Source organism: Sporosarcina sp. NCCP-2222 (assembly GCF_023168145.1).
Lineage (GTDB): Bacteria > Bacillota > Bacilli > Bacillales_A > Planococcaceae > Sporosarcina.
On the sequence record NZ_BQYK01000005.1, the window covers coordinates 25,659 to 50,149 of the forward strand.

At 45.2% G+C, this 24,491-nt stretch carries 21 protein-coding genes, 1 pseudogene and 1 riboswitch; of the genes and pseudogenes, 9 read left to right on the top strand and 13 right to left on the bottom strand.

The window, feature by feature from the left end:
- Positions 1-72 precede the first annotated feature (72 nt).
- Positions 73-1,629, bottom strand: a complete 1,557-nt coding sequence (locus NCCP2222_RS11900; RefSeq protein ID WP_248512581.1) for an ABC-F family ATP-binding cassette domain-containing protein — start codon at positions 1,627-1,629, stop codon at positions 73-75.
- A gap of 66 nt (positions 1,630-1,695) precedes the next feature.
- Positions 1,696-2,229, bottom strand: a complete 534-nt coding sequence (locus NCCP2222_RS11905) for a hypothetical protein (RefSeq protein ID WP_248512582.1) — start codon at positions 2,227-2,229, stop codon at positions 1,696-1,698.
- 123 nt (positions 2,230-2,352) lie between these two features.
- Between NCCP2222_RS11905 and NCCP2222_RS11910 the strand changes: the two genes are divergently transcribed.
- Complete coding sequence (locus NCCP2222_RS11910) at positions 2,353-4,377, top strand: penicillin-binding transpeptidase domain-containing protein (RefSeq protein WP_248512583.1); 2,025 nt, start codon at positions 2,353-2,355, stop codon at positions 4,375-4,377.
- 106 nt (positions 4,378-4,483) lie between these two features.
- Here the strand turns inward: NCCP2222_RS11910 and NCCP2222_RS11915 are convergent, their stop codons facing one another.
- The gene (locus tag NCCP2222_RS11915) at positions 4,484-6,670 is read right to left on the bottom strand and encodes a YcdB/YcdC domain-containing protein (RefSeq protein WP_248512584.1); all 2,187 of its coding nucleotides are present in this window, start codon (positions 6,668-6,670) and stop codon (positions 4,484-4,486) included.
- An 831-nt stretch (positions 6,671-7,501) separates the two neighbouring features.
- Here NCCP2222_RS11915 and NCCP2222_RS11920 point away from each other — a divergent pair.
- Entirely contained in the window at positions 7,502-8,773 is a 1,272-nt protein-coding gene (locus NCCP2222_RS11920) for an Nramp family divalent metal transporter (RefSeq protein ID WP_248512585.1), read from the top strand.
- Between the two features lie 33 nt (positions 8,774-8,806).
- On the opposite strand, the gene sda is transcribed toward NCCP2222_RS11920, so the two are convergent.
- Positions 8,807-8,974: a sporulation histidine kinase inhibitor Sda gene (gene sda, locus NCCP2222_RS20740; protein ID WP_282570699.1), complete on the bottom strand. Its 168-nt coding sequence runs from the start codon at positions 8,972-8,974 to the stop codon at positions 8,807-8,809.
- Positions 8,975-9,274: 300 nt separating this feature from the next.
- Between sda and NCCP2222_RS11925 the strand changes: the two genes are divergently transcribed.
- Together NCCP2222_RS11925 and NCCP2222_RS11930 are read left to right on the top strand one after the other, a co-directional pair.
- Positions 9,275-10,156 carry a LysR family transcriptional regulator gene (locus NCCP2222_RS11925; RefSeq protein WP_248512586.1) on the top strand — a complete coding sequence of 294 codons (882 nt, stop codon included), beginning with the start codon at positions 9,275-9,277 and terminating at the stop codon, positions 10,154-10,156.
- Between the two features lie 89 nt (positions 10,157-10,245).
- Positions 10,246-10,345: riboswitch (purine riboswitch) on the top strand.
- Positions 10,346-10,385: 40 nt separating this feature from the next.
- Complete coding sequence (locus NCCP2222_RS11930) at positions 10,386-11,579, top strand: MFS transporter (RefSeq protein ID WP_248512587.1); 1,194 nt, start codon at positions 10,386-10,388, stop codon at positions 11,577-11,579.
- 32 nt (positions 11,580-11,611) lie between these two features.
- On the opposite strand, the gene NCCP2222_RS11935 is transcribed toward NCCP2222_RS11930, so the two are convergent.
- The 3 genes from NCCP2222_RS11935 to NCCP2222_RS11945 form a co-directional block, all read right to left on the bottom strand.
- Positions 11,612-12,772 (bottom strand): MFS transporter, encoded by a 1,161-nt coding sequence (locus NCCP2222_RS11935; RefSeq protein WP_248512588.1) that lies wholly within the window; start codon positions 12,770-12,772, stop codon positions 11,612-11,614.
- A gap of 257 nt (positions 12,773-13,029) precedes the next feature.
- Entirely contained in the window at positions 13,030-13,146 is a 117-nt protein-coding gene (locus NCCP2222_RS11940) for a YjcZ family sporulation protein (protein ID WP_238083423.1), read from the bottom strand.
- 280 nt (positions 13,147-13,426) lie between these two features.
- Entirely contained in the window at positions 13,427-13,537 is a 111-nt protein-coding gene (locus NCCP2222_RS11945; protein ID WP_184212006.1) for a YjcZ family sporulation protein, read from the bottom strand.
- A 228-nt stretch (positions 13,538-13,765) separates the two neighbouring features.
- Between NCCP2222_RS11945 and NCCP2222_RS11950 the strand changes: the two genes are divergently transcribed.
- The 4 genes from NCCP2222_RS11950 to NCCP2222_RS11965 all read left to right on the top strand — a co-directional run bounded on the left by NCCP2222_RS11950 (position 13,766) and on the right by NCCP2222_RS11965 (position 17,362).
- Entirely contained in the window at positions 13,766-14,035 is a 270-nt protein-coding gene (locus NCCP2222_RS11950) for a hypothetical protein (protein WP_248512589.1), read from the top strand.
- Positions 14,036-14,192: 157 nt separating this feature from the next.
- Positions 14,193-15,434 carry a dicarboxylate/amino acid:cation symporter gene (locus NCCP2222_RS11955; RefSeq protein WP_248512590.1) on the top strand — a complete coding sequence of 414 codons (1,242 nt, stop codon included), beginning with the start codon at positions 14,193-14,195 and terminating at the stop codon, positions 15,432-15,434.
- Between the two features lie 82 nt (positions 15,435-15,516).
- A complete protein-coding gene (locus tag NCCP2222_RS11960; RefSeq protein WP_248512591.1) occupies positions 15,517-16,104 on the top strand; it encodes a TetR/AcrR family transcriptional regulator in 588 nt (195 codons plus the stop codon).
- Positions 16,105-16,159: 55 nt separating this feature from the next.
- Complete coding sequence (locus tag NCCP2222_RS11965; protein WP_248512592.1) at positions 16,160-17,362, top strand: YhgE/Pip domain-containing protein; 1,203 nt, start codon at positions 16,160-16,162, stop codon at positions 17,360-17,362.
- 348 nt (positions 17,363-17,710) lie between these two features.
- On the opposite strand, the pseudogene NCCP2222_RS11970 reads toward NCCP2222_RS11965, so the two are convergent.
- Positions 17,711-18,921: pseudogene (locus NCCP2222_RS11970) on the bottom strand (IS3 family transposase).
- A gap of 532 nt (positions 18,922-19,453) precedes the next feature.
- Here NCCP2222_RS11970 and guaD point away from each other — a divergent pair.
- Positions 19,454-20,821, top strand: coding sequence for a guanine deaminase (gene guaD, locus NCCP2222_RS11980; protein WP_248512593.1), 1,368 nt, complete (start codon positions 19,454-19,456; stop codon positions 20,819-20,821).
- Positions 20,822-20,878: 57 nt separating this feature from the next.
- On the opposite strand, the gene NCCP2222_RS11985 is transcribed toward guaD, so the two are convergent.
- The 5 genes from NCCP2222_RS11985 to NCCP2222_RS12005 form a co-directional block, all read right to left on the bottom strand.
- Positions 20,879-22,279: a serine hydrolase domain-containing protein gene (locus NCCP2222_RS11985; RefSeq protein ID WP_248512594.1), complete on the bottom strand. Its 1,401-nt coding sequence runs from the start codon at positions 22,277-22,279 to the stop codon at positions 20,879-20,881.
- 14 nt (positions 22,280-22,293) lie between these two features.
- Complete coding sequence (locus NCCP2222_RS11990; protein ID WP_248512595.1) at positions 22,294-23,097, bottom strand: serine hydrolase; 804 nt, start codon at positions 23,095-23,097, stop codon at positions 22,294-22,296.
- Positions 23,098-23,116: 19 nt separating this feature from the next.
- Positions 23,117-23,557, bottom strand: coding sequence for an SRPBCC family protein (locus NCCP2222_RS11995; RefSeq protein WP_248512596.1), 441 nt, complete (start codon positions 23,555-23,557; stop codon positions 23,117-23,119).
- A 12-nt stretch (positions 23,558-23,569) separates the two neighbouring features.
- Positions 23,570-24,250, bottom strand: coding sequence for a DNA alkylation repair protein (locus NCCP2222_RS12000; protein WP_248512597.1), 681 nt, complete (start codon positions 24,248-24,250; stop codon positions 23,570-23,572).
- Between the two features lie 10 nt (positions 24,251-24,260).
- The coding region (locus NCCP2222_RS12005; protein WP_248512598.1) for a DUF1572 family protein at positions 24,261-24,491 on the bottom strand (231 nt) is incomplete at its 5' end.

Sequence of the window (24,491 nt, forward strand, 5' to 3'; positions counted from 1 at the left end):
CCGGCAACATTTGATGGTTCTTTTCAAATATGCACAAATGATTGCCACCCCCCAAACACTCATTTTAAATCATTAGAATACCTTTGTTGTCCATGTTTCCCCATTCCATACATCGGTCACAACATCCTCGTAAAAATGAGGTTCATGCGATATGAGAAGGACGCTTCCTTTGTATTCCTGTAAGGCGCGTTTTAACTCATCTTTCGCGTCTTGATCGAGATGGTTGGTCGGCTCATCAAGGACAAGCAAATTGGTTTCTCGGTTAATTAATTTACATAGCCGTACCTTTGCACGCTCTCCCCCGCTTAACACCTTCATCTTGCTCTCAATATGCTTTGTCGTCAGCCCACATCTTGCAAGCGCAGCCCGTACTTCATACTGCGTGAAGTGAGGAAATTCCTCCCATATCTCTTCTAAACAAGTCCGGTTATTCTCCGATTTGATTTCTTGTTCAAAATACCCGATATGTAGATGCTCTCCCAGCTCCACTGAGCCAGATAGTGCTGGAATTTCACCAAGGATACTCTTCAAAAGCGTCGTTTTTCCGATACCGTTAGCGCCGGAAAGGGCAATCTTCTGGCCTCGTTCCATTGTCAGGTTCAAAGCGCTTGATAATGGTTCATTGTAGCCAATGACAAGATCTTTCGTCTGGAATAAGAAACGTCCTGGCGTCCTGGCGGGCTTGAAGTCAAATTGCGGCTTCGGTTTTTCAGCATCCAATTCGATGACGTCCATTTTGTCTAGCTTCTTCTGGCGTGACATCGCCATGCGGCTTGTTGCAGCATTCGCTTTATTGCGGGCAACGAAGTCTTTCAAGTTGGCAATTTCTTTTTGCTGCTTTTTATAAGCCGCTTCCAGCTGTTGCTTTTTCATATCATAAACACGTAAAAACTCATCATAATCCCCCGGATAGCGGGTAATTTGTTGATTCTCCATGTGATAAATAAGATGGACAACACTGTTCAAGAAGGGAATGTCATGGGAAATGAGAATAAAGGCATTATCATAATTCTGTAAATAGCCTTGAAGCCATTCAATATGCTCCACGTCCAAATAGTTGGTCGGCTCATCGAGAAGGAGGATATCCGGCTTCTCCAGAAGCAGCTTGCCAAGAAGCACCTTCGTCCGCTGGCCGCCGCTCAAATCGTTGACATCCCGTTCCAGGCCAAACTCATCCAAGCCGAGACCGTTCGCCACTTCATCAACTTTCGAATCAATAATGTAGAAATCTTTATTCGTCAGATCATCTTGCATTTGCCCCGTCTCTTCCAGCAGCTTTTCCAATTCTTCTGGGCCGACTTCGCCCATCTTTCCAAACAGCAGATTCATTTCCGCTTCCATATCATACAAATATTGAAATGCCGTTCGCAGCACATCACGGATGCTCATTCCCTGCTTCAAGGCAGCGTGCTGATCCAAATAACCGACACGGACTCGCTTCGCCCAGCTTACTGTTCCAGCATCAGGTTCCAGCTTCCGTGTAATAATATTCATGAACGTGGATTTACCTTCCCCGTTCGCACCGATTAAACCAATATGTTCGCCTTGCAACAAACGGAACGAGACATCGTCAAATATTGCGCGGTCTCCAAATCCGTGGCTCATGTTTTTTACTGTTAATAAACTCATTTTCGTGCACCTTTTCTATTTTAGATTTCTCTTATTATATAGGGATTTGCGGTACAGGGATAGGGGTTATTCCTGAATCGCTTCAATGATGCGCCCGAGCGCTTCCATTGTACGCAGCACATGAACGAGGAAGTTCCCTATTTCCTGCATATGCTCTTCATTTATCCGCGTATGGAATGCAGCTTCAATTGTATACGTAAACTCTGCCGGCTCCTCACCGAGAACGGAACTGACCGTCTGCGTGATATCGATTTCCTGCTCCCAAATCGTATGCAGCACCTGTCCGATTTCTCGGTATGGAACCGCATTTGAAGGGACCGTACTTACAAAACGGAGCGTCAGAGAACAGCCGGGCTCTTCTCCTTTCATCTCCAGAATTTCACCAGCCAGGTCTCGCAGCGAAGTGCCCAGAACAATCTCCGCCCGCAGATCTACATTGTCGAGCAGAATAAATTCAATACCAAACCGGCGGGACAAAATAGCGAAATCCATTTGATCGGTTCGATTCGTTATCAAAATTTTTCTTTCCAGTGTATCTAAATCATAAACGCGGTTTTCTAGCGCCACTTTAATATTCTCAAATATTGTCGGATCGTACATATTGGGAGCCCCTTTCCAAATCCAATTGAAGGAAATCTTTTCTAAGTTTATAATAAGGGTACTATTCTAATGCAAAAGAAGCTAGATGCACACGTAAAGACATGAAAAGAATGGAGGAAATGCATGAGAAATCGACTACTCACTCTGCTAGGATTTTGTTTTTTATTCATATTAGCAGGATGTGAAAAAGAACCGACGCCTGTAGAACGGCTTGAAGCCTATGTAGATCTTTGGAATAAACATGATTTTACACAAATGTACAATCAGTTTTTGACGAATGAGACAAAACAGGAATTTGACACCGCCAATTTTATCGATCGTCAAGATAAATTGATAAAGGATTTAGCTATTGATGATTTGGAAGTCACCTATACAAAACCGGATCAAGAAACGGAATGGGACCCAAAAGAACCTGCAGCTTTCAACATTCAAGTGAAGATGAACACGCTAGCTGGCCCTGTCTCTTTTGAGAAGAAGCTAGTTTTCATTCATGAAACACACGACGAAGAAGAAAATTGGTTTGCCAATTGGGATCCGTCCTTCATTTTTCCCGAGCTTGATGCAAAGGATACAGTAGGAATCGCAACAATTGAATCAAAACGCGGAGAAATTTTAGATCGCAATGATCAGCCGATCGCTATTAACGGCAAAGGCTTTGAAGTTGGCATTGTCCCTGGGAAATTTGATGATGCCAGAAAAGCTGAGTTCGCCAAATCGATTGGAGTTACTCCGGAATTTATCGATAAGCAATTAAACCAAAGTTGGGTGAAGCCTGATTATTTCGTACCGATTGCCAAAATGGCGAGAACAGATGCCAATCTGCTTGATTCCCTCATTGCCATTCCTGGCGTCACCTACCAGAAGACGCCGATGCGTGAGTACCCTTATGGTGAAGCTCTTGCCCATCTCTCCGGCTATATCGGTAAGATTACGGCCGAACAGTTGGAGGAAAAAAAGGATCAGGGCTACAAAGAGTCTGACTTGATCGGACGCCAAGGCCTCGAACGATTGCTGGAAGACCGTTTGCGAGGGCAAGATGGCATCCGGATTTTCATTAAAAAGCCGGATGTCGGAGCGGAGCCGGTTGTCATTGCAGAGAAGCCAGCCACCGATGGCGAAACCATCCACGTAACTATAGACGCAGATTTACAAAAGCTGATTTATGATTCGATGAAAGGGGAACCCGGTACCAGTGCAGCAGTAGATCCAAAAACAGGCGAAACACTTGCTCTAGTCAGTTCACCAAGTTTCGATCCTGCCCATTTTATGCTCGGCATGAGCGGAGAACGGTACAAGCAATTGTCGGAAGATCCGTTGCAGCCATTATTTAATCGTTTTGCCGCTGCCTATGCCCCTGGATCGACGATGAAACCAATTACGGCAGCTGTCGGAATGGAAGTTGGCACACTGAACCCTGCTGAAGGCATTGTCATCAACGGACGCACTTGGCAAAAGGATGCTTCGTGGGGCAATTATAAAGTATCGCGTCTCCATCCTGAAGCACCGAACCCAATGGATTTGAAAAAAGCGCTTATCTACTCGGACAATATTTACTTTGCCCAGCAGGCATTGAAAATGGGACGCCAGCCTTTCATTGACGGTGTGCATAAATTTGGATTCGGCGAGACCATGCCGTTTGCCTTGAACCTTTCAGCATCCCAAATTTCAAATGACGGTAAAATTAGCTCGGAAGGCCAGCTTGCCGACAGTTCGTTCGGACAAGGACAAATGCTGACGAACATCTTGCATCTTGCCTCCATGTATGAGGCCTTTCTGACAGATGGCGTGATTTATAAGCCAACGCTTTATGCCGAAGAGGAAAAGGGACAAGTCTGGAAGAAAGATGTTCTTAGTGCAGATCATGCATCTGTAATGCGGTCGAATTTGCGGAGCGTCGTTGTGGACGGATTCGCACAAGCCGCCAACTTGCCAGACATCCCGCTCGCAGGCAAGACCGGCACTGCCGAGTTGAAAGCGACCGGCGAAGGAAGAGGACAGGAGAACGGCTTTTTCGTGACGTATAATTCAGAGAATCCGACACTCCTCCTTGCCATGATGATCGAGCATGTGGAAGACAATGACGGCAGCGGTTATGTTGCTGCTATGGCAGCTGAAGTATTCAAGGCATATCACGCTAAATTACAGTAGGAAGGCATTCCGAGTCGGCCGTTTCTACGTCTTTTTGGAATATAAACAGGCAGAGCGGATCTTTCCATCCGACTCTGCCTGTTTGGCTTCTGCTTATCTGATTGTATTAATAAAAGAATCTGCCCTTCCGATCGGCCATTTGATGAGCCAAACGGATTGTGGAAACAGCTAAATCTGCATAGGATACTTCTTGTTTCGGATTAAACTTATTGTTTTCCGCTTTCACAAGTCCTTTTGCATTGGCGATCGCTACATAGCCTGCAAACTCTTTTGAGATCTGATCTTTATCCTCAAAGTCTACCTTATATAAGTCTGTATGCTCTGCTGCTTTCTCCAAACCGAGCACCTTGACATACCAGACCGCCAATTCTTCTCGCGTCATAGGTGCATCTACATCAAATTTGGCTTGGTCTGCATTAATCAGGCCAATTGAAACGGCGTGTTCGATCGCTGGGTAAAGCGGGTGTTTGGGATCAATGTTTTCAAACGTTTGTTTTAACTCCTCTTGCCTGCCGAAACGAGTATCATAAAAATACGTCATGGAACTCAGTATTACACGAAGAGCCTCCCCCCTTGAAACAGTAGCATCTCCGTTGAAAGCTTTTCCATCTTTCACTTCCAGTATATTGGCGCTGATTAAATAGTTTAACTCTTTTTCAGCCCAAGGATGCGAGACAGTTACATCACTTCGCATGCCAAAGCGCTCCGTCCACTCACCTGTCAGCGCGTCGATTGTACCAAACAGATTGTCATTGAACTTCGGAGAATAGATAAGATCGTAATTCTTAGACTCCCCTTTCCGCATATAGTTCATTTCAACTGAAAGGTTTTCCTTATACTTTGCCAATGCCTCTTCTTCGGCTACCGCTTTGGCAGGATCCGGCCAGTCGCTGAATTCGCTATAATCACTGCCAATGGAGTTTAGCGTCCCGTCCGCATTGATGGATACATATAGTTGATCGCCGATGACAGTGATCCCCTTTTCTACCCGCGGGAATGTAAATTGATAAGTGCCAACCCGCTCGTCAAACTGCCCATCTATTGTAGGCTTGGCATACAAATGCAGCTTGGACGGCATTAACTCCTTCAAATATCCGATAGCGGCTTCTTTTGCTTCTGCCTCGGAAATCGCATGACTCCAATCCTTTACTTCTTCCTCCATTGTCCAGCTGTAGTCGCGCATCTGATAGTAGTTCAATAAATCTCCGCTCTTTTTGTCAAATTCCAAGCTGGAGCCAAATCCTCCATTGCGCGTCTCATACATGTAATGAACACTGATGACTTCCGCGCCATTATAATTTGTCCTTTCATCGATCCCCTCGATTTTCAGTTTCCCATTCGCATCTGGTACTTTCAGCAATTGCTCTGCTAATTTCTTCGCCTCCTCAGGCGTCATATCTGACTCCCTAGGCGCTAATGGTTCGGTTACAATCCGTTCGATCTTTGGTTTAGCAGGCGGCGCATCCCCAAAGCCTTTGAGCGTCTCCCACTTGCCAGTCAGCGCATGAACATTCGAAATCCTAGGTGTATAAACAAGGCCAACTGTTCTTTCACCCGTCCGGAAATCCCAATTGACTTCATACTGCAAGTCGACAGCCAAATTCTCCTTAATCTGTTTCAGCACTTTTTCCTTATCCAAGCTTCCCTCTGTCTTGTCAAACGTCAAATCCTTGGGCTGGTTGGACATATAATAAAATTCCACCACATCTCCATTACCGAGGACCGCTACTTGAGCACTCTGATCGGAAACCGGTACCCCTCCCTTCAGCTTTTTGAAGGAAAATGTATAACGGACCGGTTCAGTAAGCTTCACATTATAATAATAGTACGGAGATTCTTCCAGCTGAAAATCTTTTTCATCTAACATTCTCTTTACAAAAGACTGTGCAATTTCCTTTGCTTCGTCATTTGAAATCTTCGGAGGAAATAACGCTTCAGCTGCGTTAGGAGGATTGTAAGAAAAACTTTCTAAAGCCAAGTCCTCCCCAATAAAACTGACACTTGCATAAAACTCCTTTCCACCCTTCACACCGTTAAGGGACAAGTAAAAACGTTTCTCCTCATCTCCTCGAAAACTGCTGCCACTGTTCATATGGGATTCGCCGTTAGCCACAAACTCCAGTTCAGGAAACAAAGCTTTAAATTTTGCAACCAAATCTTGTTTAGTAACTGTTTGTGCGACCGCTTCGGCTGCTTGTCCTGTCGGATTTTCCTGTGCCGCCACTGCAGAAGTTAGTAGAGTAAATGCCAATGCCGAAGATGATAGTGCCATTCCAAATTTTTTTAATTTCACAATAATATCCCCCTATATTTGGATGTCATTTTTACACTCCAATTTATGTCTATGTCTCGCGCTCCCCCAATATGCCTGATATGCTATGCTCCCCCTTCCCTTCAACCCAAAGCGGGCATGTCCTAATTTCTCACCCATTCAAAGCAGCAGCTTTCAATGGATGAAATGGCACAAACTCGTGCCCACGCCTCATATAATTCCCCAATAAGCCAACGAGCACTTTCATTCATGTCAGAATTCATCCGCCACCCCGCTTCCAAATCCTGTTTCGAAAGGAAACAACATCTAATTAAATAGTACCATAAGCTATCATAAAAGAAACGAAATTTATTAAATTAAATAAACAATTCTTAAAACAGACAATATCATCTTATTTTTGGAGGATTAGAAAGGTCTTAGGAGTCTTAATCGAGTACTTGGAGAGCATATACGAGCTGTCTTTCGATTAATCGAGCACTCACACGGCACATACGAGCAGTCTTTTAATTAATCGAGCACTCACTAAAATATACGAGCAGTCTTTTTCTTATTCGAGCACTTGTGCGTTATATAAGAGCACTTCCAAAATTCACACGCTACTGCGTGACGCCAACAACACATACATACTACTGCCACAACAAGTACGATAATTACTCCATACACAACTATCAGGCCACCAGCATGAAACAAACGGCACCCCAACTAGCAACAGAATGCACTTACACGAAAAGGATTTATTCTCAAACGAAATGCGCATCCTAACGATTGCGCATACATTAAAATAGGTTTACATTATTCAAATAGTGTTACATAGTAAAGAAATACTTCATTACAGCCGGGAGGGATGCATTCATGCGTGATACGGGTGGACGTGAGAAAACCACAATCTCAGCGGAGGCTGCGCTTAGGGGAGAGTTAAAAGGGATCCGCAAGTATCTTCCGTTTCTCGGACCTGCTTTCATTGCAGCCGTCGCGTATATTGATCCCGGTAATTTTGCTACAAATATTACGGCAGGGTCTACTTATGGATATTTGCTATTATGGGTTATTGCCGTTTCCAATTTGCTTGCTGTTTTAATTCAATCTTTGTCCGCCAAACTGGGAATTGCAACGGGGATGAATTTGCCGGAGGTTGCGAGGGAGCGGTTCCCAAAGGGCGTTTCTGTTTTTTTATGGATTCAGGCAGAGCTGGTAATCATTGCGACAGACTTGGCAGAATTTATTGGCGCCGCTTTAGGGCTTTATCTGTTATTTGGCATTCCCATGCTGCCTGCTGCGCTAATTACTGCGGTCGGCTCGTTTGTTATTTTGGAATTGCAGCGCCGAGGGTATCGCATGTTGGAGGCAGTTATTGCGGGCATGTTATTTATCGTCGTGCTTGCCTTCGCGTTTCAAACATTTCTAGCCAGACCGGATATTGGAGAAGTTGTGCAAGGTATTGTGACACCCCGTTTTGATGGCGTGGACAGCATTTTATTAGCAGCGGGCATTCTTGGCGCAACCGTTATGCCGCATGCGATTTATCTCCACTCTTCATTGACGCAGAGACGAATTGTCGGGCGGAACGAAGAGGAGAAAAAGCGGATATTCCGGTTCGAGTTCATCGATATCATCATCGCCATGATCATTGCAGGAGCCATTAATATGAGCATGCTCATCATTGCGGCGGCCCTTTTCTTTAAAAAGGGCGGAGTTGTGGAAGATTTGGATGTCGCTTTCACCCAACTGGGCGACACAATCGGGCCAGTTGCTGCTTTGTCCTTTGCACTTGGTCTTCTCATTGCCGGGCTGTCCAGTTCATCGGTTGGCACGATGTCTGGAGACGTCGTTATGCAAGGCTTTATCAACATGCGGATCAATTTATATCTTCGGCGTGCCATTACGATGATTCCGCCGCTTGCCATCATCATGTCAGGCGTTAATGCGACTCATGCCCTTGTGTTAAGCCAGGTGATCTTATCCTTTGGTATTGCATTTGCCCTTATTCCGCTCGTCATGTTCACTTCCAACAGACGGATTATGGGCGGGTTAGTCAATCATAAGCTCACTACAATTGCAGCTTGGGCTGTCGCCATTGTTGTCATTTTGCTAAATCTGTTCCTGCTCTATGAAACAGTTTTTTAACATCAGCAGAAACTGAAAAGTGATCCATCCCTATTATGAACTTAAGGATGGATCATTTTTTTTAAATACCATGATTTTCTTGAGATTGATGGAACGTCGCCTTAGCTCCGATTCCAACAAGTTAATGAAATGCGGATCAAGACCAATTTTCTTCGCTAAGATGTAAGCCTGCATGAGACTATTTGCTGATAACTTTTCCATGGTTTCTCACTATACACCCTTCTTGGATGGCTACATTTGTGATTTACTTTATGTATAAGGAGACCTGTTACTGGTCGTTCTCTTTCCCCGTGCCTTTTCTATGCTAATCATTTGCATGACGACTAATCTTAAAATCGTTAAATATTTGGCATGTTTACGGTTTCCCAACATACGAACTACATGTTTCCATCTCTTTTTCTAGCTTACTGAGTATGGTATCATGAAATTAATTATATGAAAAATATAAAAAAACTATATTTTATATACTTTTATCATATACAGAAGAGGAGTGCCTGCCGATTGGATATTAGACAGCTGCGTTATTTTATCGCGATAGTGGAAGAAGGTAAAATTTCGGCTGCAGCAGATCGACTTCATATTTCACAGCCACCGCTTAGTCAGCAGTTAAAAATTATGGAAGAGGAGCTCAATTCCCAGCTGATTATTCGCAAAGGGAAACGCTTTGAAGTGACAGAAGCAGGAAAATCCCTCTATGCCTATGCGTTGCAAGTGACACGGTTAATGGAAGAGGCCGAAATGGAAGTGAAATCGGTTGGCAATGGAGCAAATGGAACCTTATCATTAGGCATTAATACGTTGTCTTTGGCAGAATTGCCCGGGTTGCTTCAGCGTTTCCACGTCCAATACCCAAAGGTTTACATGAAAATTAAACAAAACGAGTCCACTCATCTTTGCAAGCTAGTCAGAGATCGGGTTGTGGAACTCGCCATCATTCGGCTCCCACTGGAAATTGGAGATCTTTCCGTTATTCATCTGCTCGAGGAACCTTTTTATTTCATTACTTCCGAACAATATGAGCCCTTTGAAAATGACGTGTCCCTTCAGGACATCAATGAGTACCCGCTGATACTGCCAAGCAAGGAAGGAATGGGGCTTCATTACATCATATTAGAGGGGTTTTCACGCTTAGAGTTGAAACCGAATATTATTGGGGAATGCTCCGATATTTCCACCTTATTGGATATGGTATCGTCAGGCATCGGCGCTTCCATCGTTCCCGAAACGGTTTTAAAACGCCATCCTGAAAAATTGATTCGTTCCTATCGTTTAGCAAAACCGGACAATCTATTTGCACCTGTCGGCCTTGTATGGTTAAAAAACCATTACTTATCCAAAGCCGCACAGCATTTTGTTGATATGATTCGAAGAGAATATTGTTAACCTGTTTTTATTGCTTCACCGCTATTCCACGTGACGCCAGTATGGGAGGACTTGATTTCCTTTCGGATCCATGATAGATTGGAAAACGGAAAACTTGATAGCAAACATAACGTATAATCTCAATAATATGGTTTGAGAGTCTCTACCAGGAACCTTTAAATCCTGACTACAACGGAACATTTGTGGTCAGGATTTTTTATATTTTTCAGACCATTTAGGAGGGATGTTCATGGACTTTAGAGTATTCATATTAGCGGTATCCACAATAACAGTTGGGTTAGTCGAATTGGTGGTCGGCGGTATTTTACCGGTAATCGCAGATGATTTAGGAGTTTCCATTGGGACAGCGGGTCAATTGATCACTGTTTTCGCTCTCGTTTATGCTATAGCTGGACCCGTTCTGCTATCCTTGACGGCCAAAGTGGAACGCAAAAAATTGTATCTCATTACACTTTCCATTTTCTTTGCCGGGAATGTTATGACATTTTTCAGCCCGACTTTTACAATGATGATGGTGGCACGAATCATTACGGCAATGAGTGCAGCACTTGTCATCGTTCTTTCCTTGACCATAACAGCCCGCATCGCTAAACCGGAAGTACGGGCAAAGTCGTTAGGCTATATTTATATGGGAATCAGCTCATCACTTGTGCTGGGTGTCCCATTAGGCATTCTCATTACCAATGCATTTGGATGGAGAACTGTCTTTTTAGGCATTGCGATTCTGTCTGTCGGGTCAATCATGCTGATCTCTACCTACCTTGAAAAGATTCCGACTGGGGATGTGCAGCCGCTATCTGAGCAAATCAAAGCTCTTGCGAATAAAAAAATCGTTTTTGCTCATCTGGCAACGATGTTCATGCTGGCTGGCCACTACACTGTTTATGCCTATTTCACTCCATTTCTTGAAACAACGCTTCAGCTGAATCAGTATTGGATCAGCATTTGCTATTTCCTTTTTGGCCTGGCAGCGGTGAGCGGAGGAGCATTCGGTGGCGCACTTGGGTCTCGGCTCGGTTCGAAAAAGAGTATTTTATTCATCTTAGGTACCTTTGCCATCAGTTTGTTCGTGCTCCCTTATTCAACTTTTTCGTTCCCAGTATTTATTGTCTTCATGATGATTTGGGGGGCTCTTAGCTGGGCCTTGGCACCACCGCAACAGGATTACATCATACAAACCGATCCGGTGTCCTCGGATATCCATCAAAGCTTCAATAACTCCGCTTTGCAAATCGGCATTGCGCTCGGCTCTGCTATCGGCGGAATGGTTCTTGGCCATACGGAATCCGTTGTCAGTACAGCGACAGCTGGATCAGGAATCGTTGTCATTGCGTTTCTTTGCGCTGTCATCTCCTTATCCATGGCTGTGCCTGCAAAGCAAACGCACCAGCAGACAAACCAAGTCAGATATGAAGAAAGGTGAAGGGAGCCAGTCCCTTCACCTCTTTTATTTTGTTATAAGCTCTCTTTTGGCTGCTTCCAAAACAGGACCAGCACCAGACCGAGCGCAAGGAAAATGGCTCCAGCGTAGAACGGATAATCCAAATTAATATCAAATAGTGCCCCCCCCATAATCGGGCCAAAGATATTGCCGATACTCGTGAACATGGAATTCATTCCCCCAACAAAACCTTGATCATTTCCTGCTATTTTGGAGAGGTACGAGGTGACTGCCGGCCGAATAAGATCAAAGCCAACAAAGACAATCATTGTCACGAATAAAATACTGTAATACGAATGAACGATTGTCATAAAATACACAAGCACTGCCGAGAAAAGCAGGCTCACAAAAATGACTCGAATCTCCCCCATATACTTGGTCAATCGATCGAATAAGGCTACCTGCGCAATGGCCCCGACCAGACCTCCCCCGGTAATAATAATGGCAATGTCCTTAGGCGTGAATTGAAACTTATGATCGACAAACAGGCTAAAGATCGACTCAAACGACGCTAATCCGAAAGACGAAATCAAAATGACCATAAACGCAATGAAATACATAGGGATGAAAATTTTTCGAAGTCCTGATTGTTTTGGGCCCTCGATAGCATCTTGCACATGTCTTTCCGGTTCCCGCAACAAAACCATAGAGAATAGGCCCGCAAAGCAAGCCAGGCCAGCCGCGAAGAAAAACGGAACCCTTGTGCCAAAATCCGCTAGAAACCCACCAATTCCTGGACCAATGATGAATCCCGTTGAGATGGCAGCTGACATATAACCAAGCGCTTTGGCACGCATTTCCGTCGTTGTAATATCCGCAATAAAGGCAGTAACGGCAGGCATTATGAACGCAGCACTGATACCGCCAAGCATTCGGGAAATAAAGAGCACCAGCAAGGATTGTCCCATTCCAAATAACAGCTCTGATAAGCTGAAGATAAACAAACCGATGACAATCATCCGCTTCCTTCCGAACGTATCGGCCCAGCGTCCAGCTAGCGGGGACACTACTAATTGCGCAATGGCAAATACCGCTACCATATACCCGACGACCTTGCCCGAAATATGCAGCTCATTCATCAATGTCGGTAAAACAGGGATGACAAGGCCGATTCCAAGGAAAGCGATAAATAGATTAATTAACAGGATTAGTAATGTAACTGTCGTTTTTTTCATAGTTGACCTCTTATTTTTTCTAAGTTTGTTGTCATGTCACTTTGTTATGTAACAGCTAGTTCATTATATCAACTCCGGGATGAACCGTCCCTTATCCTTACTCAGAACATAAAAAGGCACACAGCTGCCGTCAGCGCCTGGTGCAAATCTTCTCACGGTCTCCCTGGTTTTGGTACATCCATAGAAGACGATTAAACGATCCGCAAGCAGGTCCCCGATCATGCTGTGGCCAGATTTTCTTTTACATTTACTTAGTATTAATAGCCGCCGCCCCACCAAAAAGCAGCGCCTACAATGATCAATAAAATGAATAGGACGACAATTAAAGCGTAACCGCCACCGTATCCTCCTGTTCCTCCCTCAGCTCCGGACATATTGAAACACCTCCAAACGGTTGATGTACATATTGTATGTGCAATGGCAATCGTCTACCGGGACACAAACCCAAGCTCTTTCATTTTCCTCGTTGCCATAATAAAAATCAGGTAAAAAAGACACACGTGCCATGTGCCTCTGCTTGTCAATAAAAGCTCCCAGCTCCAACTCACGGGTGGAATTCTAACTGAAGCTCCCATTCACAAGCTTGCCATTTGACACGTATGTCTTTACAAAATCATGACAGAGTGTACTGCCTCGCATTAGATGTACGAGGAATTAATAGTACCCACCGCCCAAGAAAGCAGCACCAACAATAATCAACAGGATAAACAAGACTACGATCAAAGCGAAACCGCTACCGTAGCCGCCTCCTCCGCCTCCAGACATTCCACAACACCTCCTTTGCAGGGGATAGTGATAGTGTATGTGGCTGATTCGATTTGGCAACTGACAATTCCCTATATTTTTTGCATGTTTTCTAATGTGCTGCGGCTGCCTAATGGTTAAACTGGGAACAACTCCGATTCATATAACGCTAACTAGTTTGTCCGCCCCTCTATTGCTTCAGCGGACTCATATACTGATGTATATGTAACGGAAGTGGGGTGAATAGAAATGTCTACTTTTGAGCATCATCATGCCATGTGCAATCGCTATATGGGCAGAGCGGTCGTTATCGGGACACGAGATGGACAAACACATAGAGGCGTCATTCAAGGAGTTCGCAACAATAAAGTTTATTTGCAGCCACTTGGCAACCAGCGAAACTCAAGAGGCTTCGGATTCGGCTTCGGATTTGGATACGGCGGAGGCTTAGCCTTCGGATTTGGAATTGCTATTGGTTCCATTGTTACGCTAGCGCTTCTTCCCTTCTTCTTTTTCTAATTACACAGCGCCAGAGCCGCAAAAGCTCCTGGCGCTTATTGTATTTAGACAGGAAACGTTTGAAATCAATTCTTTTAGGCAATCCCATAAAATAAGGAATCCTATATTTCTGATCGTTTCAATGCGGCGTCTACTCAATACATAAGGAGGGTTTTCCTTGAAGAAAATAATAACAGGCTACCTTCACGCTTCATTGATTCTAAAAATCACAATTGCTCTCATACTTGGGATACTCGCCGGATTTCTTTTAGGAGATAACGCCTCTGTTCTTGCTCCGTTCGGTGATCTTCTCCTCCGTTTATTGACATTTTTGATCATTCCCTTAATTCTCTTCACACTTATTGTCGGGGTCAATCAAACAAACATCAGTAATCTAGGGCGAATGGGAACCAAAGTCTTTGTCTACTACACATTCAGTTCGGCCATCGCAATTGGAGTCGGTCTCGCAGTAGCCAGTCTGTTCCATCCTGGTACAGCAATGAAGCTGACCGGGAATGAAACGTTTGAAGTGCCTGAAAATCCGGGCATCGTAAAGGTTCTGCTCAATATTGTCCCTTCCAATATAGTGACAGCTTTTTCAGAAATGAACTTGCTCGGCATCATTTTTACTGCTCTCGCTTTTGGCATTGCCATCTCTGCTATGCGTTCCACACCAAAATTAAGCGAATACGGAGAGACGTTGCTCAAATTATTCAATGCGTTAAATGAAGCATCGATGATCATCTTAAAAGCGATTCTCCAATATGTGCCGATTGGCGTATTCGCCATTATGGCGAACACTGTAGGAAGCCAAGGGATAAAAACGCTTGTATCGCTCAGTGGCTTGATTGGCGTTTTTTACATTGCCCTTCTCGTTCATATTGTGCTGTATATCCTGTTTATGCTCTTGTTCCGTGTGAATCCTTTGCACTTTTTTAAATATGCCAGAACTCCGATGCTCACTGCATTTGTGACGCAAAGCAGTGCAGGCACACTTCCTCTGACGTTAAATGCAGCGAATCATATGGGGATCTCCAAAAGTCTTTATAGTTTCAGTTTGCCGCTTGGCGCTACGGTCAATATGGACGGAGCGGCGATTCGGATTGCCGTTTCTACTGTCTTCGCAGCCAATGTGACCGGCCACCCGCTTAGTCTTACCGATATGCTGATGGTTGTTTTGATCGGAACACTTGCTTCAATCGGAACGGCTGGTGTCCCGGGTGCTGGTATCGTCATGATTGCAACGGTGTTTGTGCAGCTCGGTCTGCCAATGGAAGCTGTCGCTTTGCTGACATCCATTGATGCCTTAATAGGAATGGGCGCAACCGCTTTGAATATTACCGGAGATTTGGTTGGGACCCGTGTAATTGATCAGCATGAAAAAGGAAGGCAAAGAAAATCGCTTGGACATCCATTATGATGTCTGGCGATTTTTTTGTAGTTGCTTCTTTTAGTTCGACGTGATAGGATGCAAGTACACACTTACATTCAGTAGGGAGAGGGTGCTGTTGTCCACAAAATCGACAACGGAACGAATTTTGGATGCGGCCATTGAGCTAGTTAGCGAAAAAGGATATGCTGCCGCCACAACAAAATCAATTGCAGAACTGGCTGGAGTCAATGAGGTGACGATATTTCGCCACTTTGGCAATAAACGAGGCATCTTAAAAGCAATCATTGAAAAATTCTCCTATGGGCCGATTTTGCAGAAAACCATCCAATTGGAAGTATCATACGAGTTACAGGACGACTTGCTTCTCTTTTCCAAGGAATACCTGCGTTATATGCTGTCCATTAAGGATTTTGTGCTAATCGGTTTTAGAGAAGCGGGATCGTTTCCGGAAATCGATGAAGAGATCGCCAATGTCCCCCGTGCAATTAAAGAAGAACTTATGAAGTATTTCACGGAAATGCAGCGCAGAGGAAAAATTATCGACATGGATGTGGAACCGATCTCCATGTCTTTCATTGCCATCAATTTCGGCCATTTTATTTCAGCGGCAAGGCTTGGCAATAATGTGACGGCAATCGATCTGGCAGAACTTTTGCAAACGAGCGTTACCATTTTTTCTAGGGGTATTACCCCCTAGAAAAAATTTTATCATATATGCAAGCAAGTACTTACATTAATAGGAGGCAAACTAAATGAAAGCTTTACAGGCTTTATTACGTTTACGAGGAACTTATATTGGAATCATTGCGGCGGTCATGTTCCAGCTAATTTTCTTTTCAGTTTGGCTGACTGCCTATGACGGTGTCCAGGATCGGACTGGCAACTTAACCATCGGAATCATCAACGAAGATCAGAAGGCTGACATGATTGCGGAAGAAATCAAAGGGAACATCCCATTCCAAACAAAACAATTTAAAACCGTGGCGCAAGCTCAGGAACAAATGAACGCTAAAGAAGTGAGCATGGTCATTCACATCCCTGATAATTTCATGTCGAAATTGTCCTCCGGAGATCAAGCTTCTATTCAATATTGGATTAATCAGGCAAACGCCACATCAAGCAAAACAATGATGGAGCAAGTCGCTGCTGAATTGACCAACAAATTAAATGAACAAGTATCTTTACAACAAAAAGCGGCTGCAGCAGAAGCCATCGAACAACAACTAAGCCAGATGCCAGTTGAACCACCTGTTGCCTTAGCAATCGGAGAAGCATTTGAATCTTTCACGAATGCCATCCAACCTGAACCGATCAACAAAGTCATCAACAAAACGAATGCAGTCGATCAATTTTCAGCCAACCTCGTCCCGTTGATGGTTATCATTTCCTCATTCGTAGGGGCGATGGTCATGATTATGCAAATCAACGAAGCAGCAGAAGTACTGCGCACCTTCCATTCCAAATGGGGATTATTTTTCGGCAGGCAGATCATTAATGTCGCTGTCGCATTCCTTCTGCCTTTTCTAACGATTGGATTAATGAAACTGTTTGACGTGGCTTCCGGGGAATCATTCCTCGCCATCTATTTATTCCAAAGCGTCATGTTCCTTTCCTTCTTACTGTTTGCCCAACTATTCGTCTACGTTTTCGGGAACTACGGAATGGTCTTCAACATTCTTGCCCTTTCCCTGCAACTCGTAACTTCAGGCGTCTTAGTTGCAAGAGAATTGCTGCCATCCGGCTACCATGCACTAGCTTCCTTCCTGCCCGCCACCTATGGTGCAGACGGCTATTACACAATTGTCTTCGGCGGCAATGAAGGAGCCCTCTTCTCCAATATCGGCCCGCTCCTCCTCATCGCAGGAGTCGCACTGCTCGTCACAGCAGGAGCAGTCTTTCTACAGCGAGATAGAAAAAGCGTATCGGTGAATGAATCGAGCTTAGTAATGGAATGATAAGTCCTGCCCCCTCCCTCTTTGTGGAGGGGGGTTTGTGTTTTAGGAGAACTTTCGTGATGAATGATACTGATTGATCGGTTGAGGGGATTATTCGAGAGGTTCGGGAGAGGATACGAGGGGTTGACGGAGTTATTCGAGCGGTTCAAGGAGAATACGAGGGGTTACCCGAGTTATTCGAGCGGTCCGGGGAGGATACGAGGGGTTGCCCGAGTTATTCGAGCGAGTGTTTACCACCGACTCTCAGGCACTTATGGACTTCTGTCAAGTTCGTAGACACGTTTTCGTGAGCGGTTCACTTTCAAATGCCTACCGCGCTTCGCTTGGTGTACTTTCGTGAAAGAGCAGTTAAAGTGACAACTGCTCTTCCACGAAAGTTGCGAGTGGTTCTTGCCCATTTTTCTTCCGTGACTCTTCGTACAACCTCTCAAATTCATTTGGTGTTTGGTATGCCAATGTCGAATGGCTTCGCTGTTCATTGTAAAAGGAGATAATATACTCTAGCACCACTTTTCCCGCTTCTTTCTTCGTTTTGAAACCCCGGCGATAGATTAGTTCTTTCTTAATGGTCGCGTGAAAAGATTCAATACATGCGTTGTCATAACAGTCACCCTTGCGGCTCATGCTGATTTTGCACTGCTTCTCCGTGAGGAGGGCAATATAGTCATGGGATGCATACTGTGACCCTTGGTCGGAGTGATGGATCAATCCCTTTTCTGGCGAGCGAAACTGAAAGGCCCGTTCTAATGCCAAGAGCGGCAGCTCCTTGCTTAAGGTGGTAGCCAGATTAAAGCCAATGATTTTTCGGGAGAATAGGTCCATGACGGTCGCCAAGTACAGCCAACCCTCGCTTGTCCAAATGTAGGTGATATCCACGACCCACACTCGGTTGGGTGCTTCCGCATGAAACTCCCGGTTTAACAGATTGGGATAGATGGGATGTTCGTGATTGGATTGGGTCGTCACGGTATATTTGAACGGAACCGTCGCAGATAGTCCAAGCTCGTGCATGTAGTTCGCGACAGTCTTCTCGGATAAAACCATGCCTACTTTCTCCAGTTCTCTCTTGATTCGTGGACTGCCATACACTTCTCTTTTCGCATGGAAGATCCGTTTGATTTGGGCTTGTGCCTTCTCCTTTTTGAGTTGCGTGTCGCTTTTCTGTCTGCCAAGCCATTTGTAGTAACCGCTTTTTGACACACCGAGCACTTTGCACATCTTATTCACGCGGTATTCTTCCGAATGCTTCTCGATAAACGCATAGATTACTTCGGGTTTTTGGAGAAGATGTGCATGGCCTTTTTTAAGATTTCATTTTCCTCCTGCAGTTCCCGAATTTCTTTCTCCAACGCTCGTTGCCGTTTCATCTGCTCAGTCGGTGTGAGGTATTCCTGGCCGTTCTGTTCTGCCTGCTGCTTCTTCCGGTAGTCGCTTACCCATCTTCTCAAGGTGCTAACACCGACTCCCATTTCCCGAGAAACCTCTGTCTGTTTCTTTCCTTCTTCTACTACAAGTTTAATTAAATGCTCCTTCAACGCATCGTCAATTCGTTTACTCATTTGGGCACAACTCCGTCCGTTTTATTCGTGTCTCAATCGAAACACACTCACAAAACCGTGTCCACTTTTTATACTACCTTCACTTACCACCGCCGCTCGGGCGTTTACCACCGACTCTCGAGCACTTACCACCGACTCTCAGGTACTTACCGCCGACTCTCAAGCATTTATCACCGACTCTCAGGCATTTACCACCGACTCGGGAGTTTACCACCGACTCTCGAACTTTTACCACCGACTCTCAAGCACTTACCACCGACTCTCAAGCATTTACCACCGCCCCGGCTTTCCCCACCAAAGATCAGGTGTACTTACGAGCACTCACCCGACGTACCCATGCCACTCATCCAACTACTTTCAAGAACTTACCCGCTAGAATCAATCAACTCCCCATTCAATCACAAGCTTTCAACACGCGGTTTGCAGAAAACTATTGCATTCGCCTGTAAAAACTTTTAGTGTGTTAATGTATTAGTAATTCCCCATACTACATTTGCATAGTTCGACCTACTACATAGAAGGAGTGGTACGATTGGGTTCCTATAGACGAGTGTTCCATGGCACGGCCTTTACGAGCAAGTCGCCGAAGGAAGTGGCGGTTTGGAAGGATTGTTTGTTTTGTATTGATGAAAACGGGTTGATTGCCAACATTGTTCAACCGAGCGATTCGGAGTATGCGGAGCTGCTGGAAACGTATGAGCAGACGGATGCATTCCAACGGCTTGAAGAAGGGACCTATTTACTGCCTGGATTCGTGGATTTGCATGTGCATGCACCTCAGTGGATCCAAGCAGGAACGGCACTTGATATTCCGTTGAGTGATTGGCTTCAGACGTACACCTTCCCGTCCGAGGCGAAGTTTGAAGATGTGGAATTTGCCAGAATGGTGTATGCGGATGTAGTCGATACATTATTGGCGAATGGTACGACAACCGCCCTCTATTTCGCAACAATTCATAAAGAAGCGAGTCTCGCGCTTGCTGAAATTTGTGTACAAAAAGGACAGCGCGGCCTTGTCGGCAAAGTTGTCGCAGATAATATCGAACAAACGCCTGACTTCTATCGCGATGAGGATACTGGAACAGCACTTCAGGAAACTGAGGAATTCATTGTGGCAGTCCAAGAACTCGCGAAAAATGCAAAGCAAGGGGTCTATCCCGTTGTGACACCCCGGTTCATCCCGAGCTGCACAGATGAAGCGCTACAAGGACTTGGCAAATTGGCTGAGAAATATGACACGCATATTCAATCTCATTGCAGTGAAAGTGACTGGGCGCATGGGTATGTACAGGGTCGGTTTGGCATGAATGATGCCAAAGCATTGCATGGTTTCGGACTGCTCCGAGAGAAATCGGTCATGGCGCACTCCAATTTCCTAACGGATGAGGATGCCCGCTTGTTCGCGAAAAACGGCAGTGCCATCGCACATTGCCCGGTGTCTAATGCTTATTTTGCCAACAGCGTCTTGCCGCTTGCCCGCTTCATGGAAATGGGCGTGGAAATCGGATTGGGCTCTGATATTTCAGGAGGCTTTTCTCCTAGCTTGTATGACAATGCACGCCAGGCTGTTATGTCGTCCAGAATGCTGGAAGATGGTGTGGATACGGGGCTGCCAGCGGAAAAACGCGGTGTACCAAATTCCCGTATTACGCTGAACGAAGCATTTTACTTGGCGACTGCTGGCGGTGGAGAAAGCCTCAGCCTGCCGGTTGGCCGCTTGGAAGAAGGCTACGCATGGGATGTGCAGCTAGTTGATACGAAAAAAGAATCAGCCCGGCTGCCGCTTTATGATCCGGAGGAAAGCAATTTGGATATTTTCCAGAAGATCATCTATTTGGCAAGACCAGAAAACATCCGCGAAGTGTGGGTTCAAGGCGAAAAGGTTCACAGCCGAAATTGACATAGCAAAAGCGAGGAAATTATCTTCCTCGCTTTTTTATTTGTGCTGTATTCCGCATTACTGTCTCAAAATATGTCTTCCGCCGTAAACGATCCGTTCTATTTCTCCGCTATTATTCTCAATGAATTGAAGGATATCCGATTGATCCTCCAACCCCATGAATACATTTTTCCCAATGCATCGAAGAGGACGAAAGAATCCATTGGACTCCACGCCAAATTGGCCGTCCCGAATAGCTATTTCCACATTCATTCCTTCACCGGAAATATAAAACCCTTCAAATTTACGAAGTTCTTCCTCGAAAACTTGCATGGTGTCATACGTGAACGGGGACGCATCATAGGAACGCCCTTCCACTTTATTCAATCCATCCATCAATAAGTCGCCCGCTTCCACATCCGCCACATTCGTCAAAATGACGCCGGACAACTTCTTATCCGGTATCGCCGCCATATAAGAGGAGACTCCTTTTAATCCGCCTCCATGGCTGATAAGCTTCGAGCCAAAATAGTCCGGAATGATGCGCAGGCCATACCCGTAGCATTTGCCTGGTTCATATTCCACGTGTGGCGTCATCATCTGCTCGATGCTTTCCTTGGATAAAATGCGAACGCCATCGACGATTCCTTCGTTCATATACATCTCGAGATACCGGAGAATATCATGCACTGTTGATTTCAAATAACCGACCGCACGCATTGAAGGCGCGTCCCACCAAAGTGGCGCTTCATATACATGGGATCCATCCTTCGCTTTCATGTATAGCGTCGTCACGTCATCTAGTTCGTCCAAACATTTCATATCAAAGAAACTGCGGGTCATGCCTACAGGAATCAACACATTTTCTTCAATAAAAGATTCATACGACTGGCCGCTCGCACGGGCAATAATGACACCGAGTAAACCATAGGAATCATTCGAATAGCTATAGTACTCTCCAGGCGCGCCAAGCCATTTGAAATCATCATTCGCCATGAATGCAAGCATTTCATCGTACGTTTCGATATGCGGTCCAGGGTTATTCAACAAATCCAGTCCGTAATCTTTCGCGGATGGGTCTGCCTCAATGCTATTTTTCCGGGCATACACATGCGTCGCGAGCGGCGGATAGCCTGCTGTATGTGTCATAAGATGATGGATCGTAATTTGTTCCGCCTGTTCACTGGAGCCTTTCAGTTCCGACAAATACGTGACAATCAAATCATGGACGGATAGTTTGCCTTCTTCCTGAAGCTTCATAATGCCAGCACATGTGAACGACTTTGTCATCGACGCGATGCCGAATACCGTGTCAGCTGTCACGGGCAACTGCTCCTCTACATTCCGGAACCCAAACCCGTTTTCATAAATAGATTCACCGTCCCGTTTGATGCCGAGCATCGCTCCAGGAACCAATCCCTTTTCAACCCACTCCGCGGCATGCTGATCCATTGATGTTTCTGTAATTGTACCTTTCATATCCATTCCCCCAATTATGTTGTCATGTATGAATAAATGCTCTTGCCGATTTGCGCTATCGTTTCCTGCGCCTGCCGTTCAGCGACACCCTCTACAAGGATCGTAATAGCCACGGCACGCTTTCCAGCGTAGAGGATAGCCGTTTCATGTGTTATCCCTTCCACATTCCCGGTCTTGCTTGCTGCTTCCCAATCGTTTATAGATCCGACCACAGTTTCCTGAAGAGCTGGCAATAAAGACGTAAAACCATTCGACAGCTGCTGTTGCTTCATGATATGTATCATTTGCTGGCTCGCATGCAATGAGACACATTCGCCTTTTGCCATTAGGCGGAGGACGGCTGTCACATCTAGCGCGGTTACACAATTGGTCGCTTTTCGATCAACAGCTACAATCATTAATTTATGATGGATTTCGCTCTGCGTCATGCCAATCTCCCGCATGACCGATTGAATCCGTTCCATACCCACCAAATCAATCAGCATATTCGTCGCCGTATTATCACTTTGAATTATCATTAAAGTGACCAGATCATGAACAGGCAGTTTGATGCCCGGAGACATATGCTGCAAAACACCGCAGCCGCCGACTTGATCTTCCGCTTCTAAGGTAAGCTGATCCCTGAGGCGCAGATCACCTTTCTCAGCTAACTTGAACGCAGCCACCATAATTGGAACCTTAATTAGGCTCGCAGCATAGTACTGCCGGTCGCCCTGTAAGATGAATGTTGAGCCATTATTTATCTCTTCTGCGGCTACAGCCCAGTTTCCTTCAGCCTCCCCAATGCAGATTTCAATCGCTTTTTGCAACCCTCCCATAGCCCTCCCCCTCACTCATTTAATGGACTAAAGAAGCCCGCAATGAAGATATTCCATTTTCCAAATATCCCTTCAAACAGGTAAGCATATACACCCAACCTTCTTTTTGACCGAGCATTTTAGCGATGAGATGTGGATCTTCCTCAGAAAGCCACGCCTCTTCCACTGTCACTAAAGTTGTTTGGTCACCCAGGTCTTCTAAGCTGATTGTTACCGTCGTCTCCTGGCCTTCCTCTCCCCAAACGAACCGGATTTTTTGCGGTTCCTCCACTTCCTTGACATGCACTGTGCCTTCCGCATTGTACTCCTCATATCGCCAAATGATCGTCTTTCCCGGCTCCATTCGAAGTGACCCCGATGAAAACCAATAATGAGACATTTGTTCAGGGTCCACAATCGCTTCAAATACATCTGCAGCCCGTTTTTGCATCTTCATCTTCGTAACAATTCTCGTATCCATTTCCATTCTCCTTTAGTCGTTACCAATATGCTTAAGCGCTTCACGGCGGCTTAATGGTTTCAACTTGTTTTCACTAACAAATGTCCTAACTGCAACGGCATCTGTTTTCGCATACTCCCGCAGCACCCAACCGATTGCTTTCTGTATGAAAAACTCACCCGAATCGGCATGCTGGCTGATGATCCTAAACAATAAATCCACATCCGTGTCATCTTTAAATTTCAATTGATGCAAAATGGCAGCACGGTTAACCCACATATTATCTGCATCCGACCATTCCAACATGATTCGTTCTCCGAGCGCTCGGTCCAGCTTGACGATGTTGCCGACAAAAGCCGGCGCAATGGCATCGACACTATCCCACCACGATTTCGTTTCAATAAACTCACGCAAAGTCGAATAATCTTCAACCGTCAAATGCTTCCGCATCTTTTCAATTAAGCCGATTGCAGCATATTGATACTCCCGTTCCGGCATGTTATATAACTTCCATGCTTCAACGAACAGATCTTTCGGCTCAGGCAGCTCATATTCAGTAAACTGCTCCCGCATCAGCTCTTTCCGTAACGGGCTTTTTATTCCCAGGAACGGGAAGTGATTCTTCATATACGCTTCCATCGGTCCTGCAAGTTCTTCATTCCGGTGCGCTTCAAATTTTTCAATGAGTCCTTTATGATCCCATGGCTTTTTCATGTTTTTTCTCTCAATTCACCGAACCGTGTTCTCTCAACATTTTCTCCAAATAGGCAGCTGAATTACCTTTAGGAATACTGAGGCTGTTCCATTCATCCCCTTTAATTTGCTTGCCAATAAACATGATCTGTCCCACATGAGCAGCGTAATGAGCCATTTGCCGCTCGATCGCATCGATAGCGGAATGAATCTGTCCTCGAATTCGAACCTTCGCCAGCAAATCTTCTTCTCTCAATTCGGC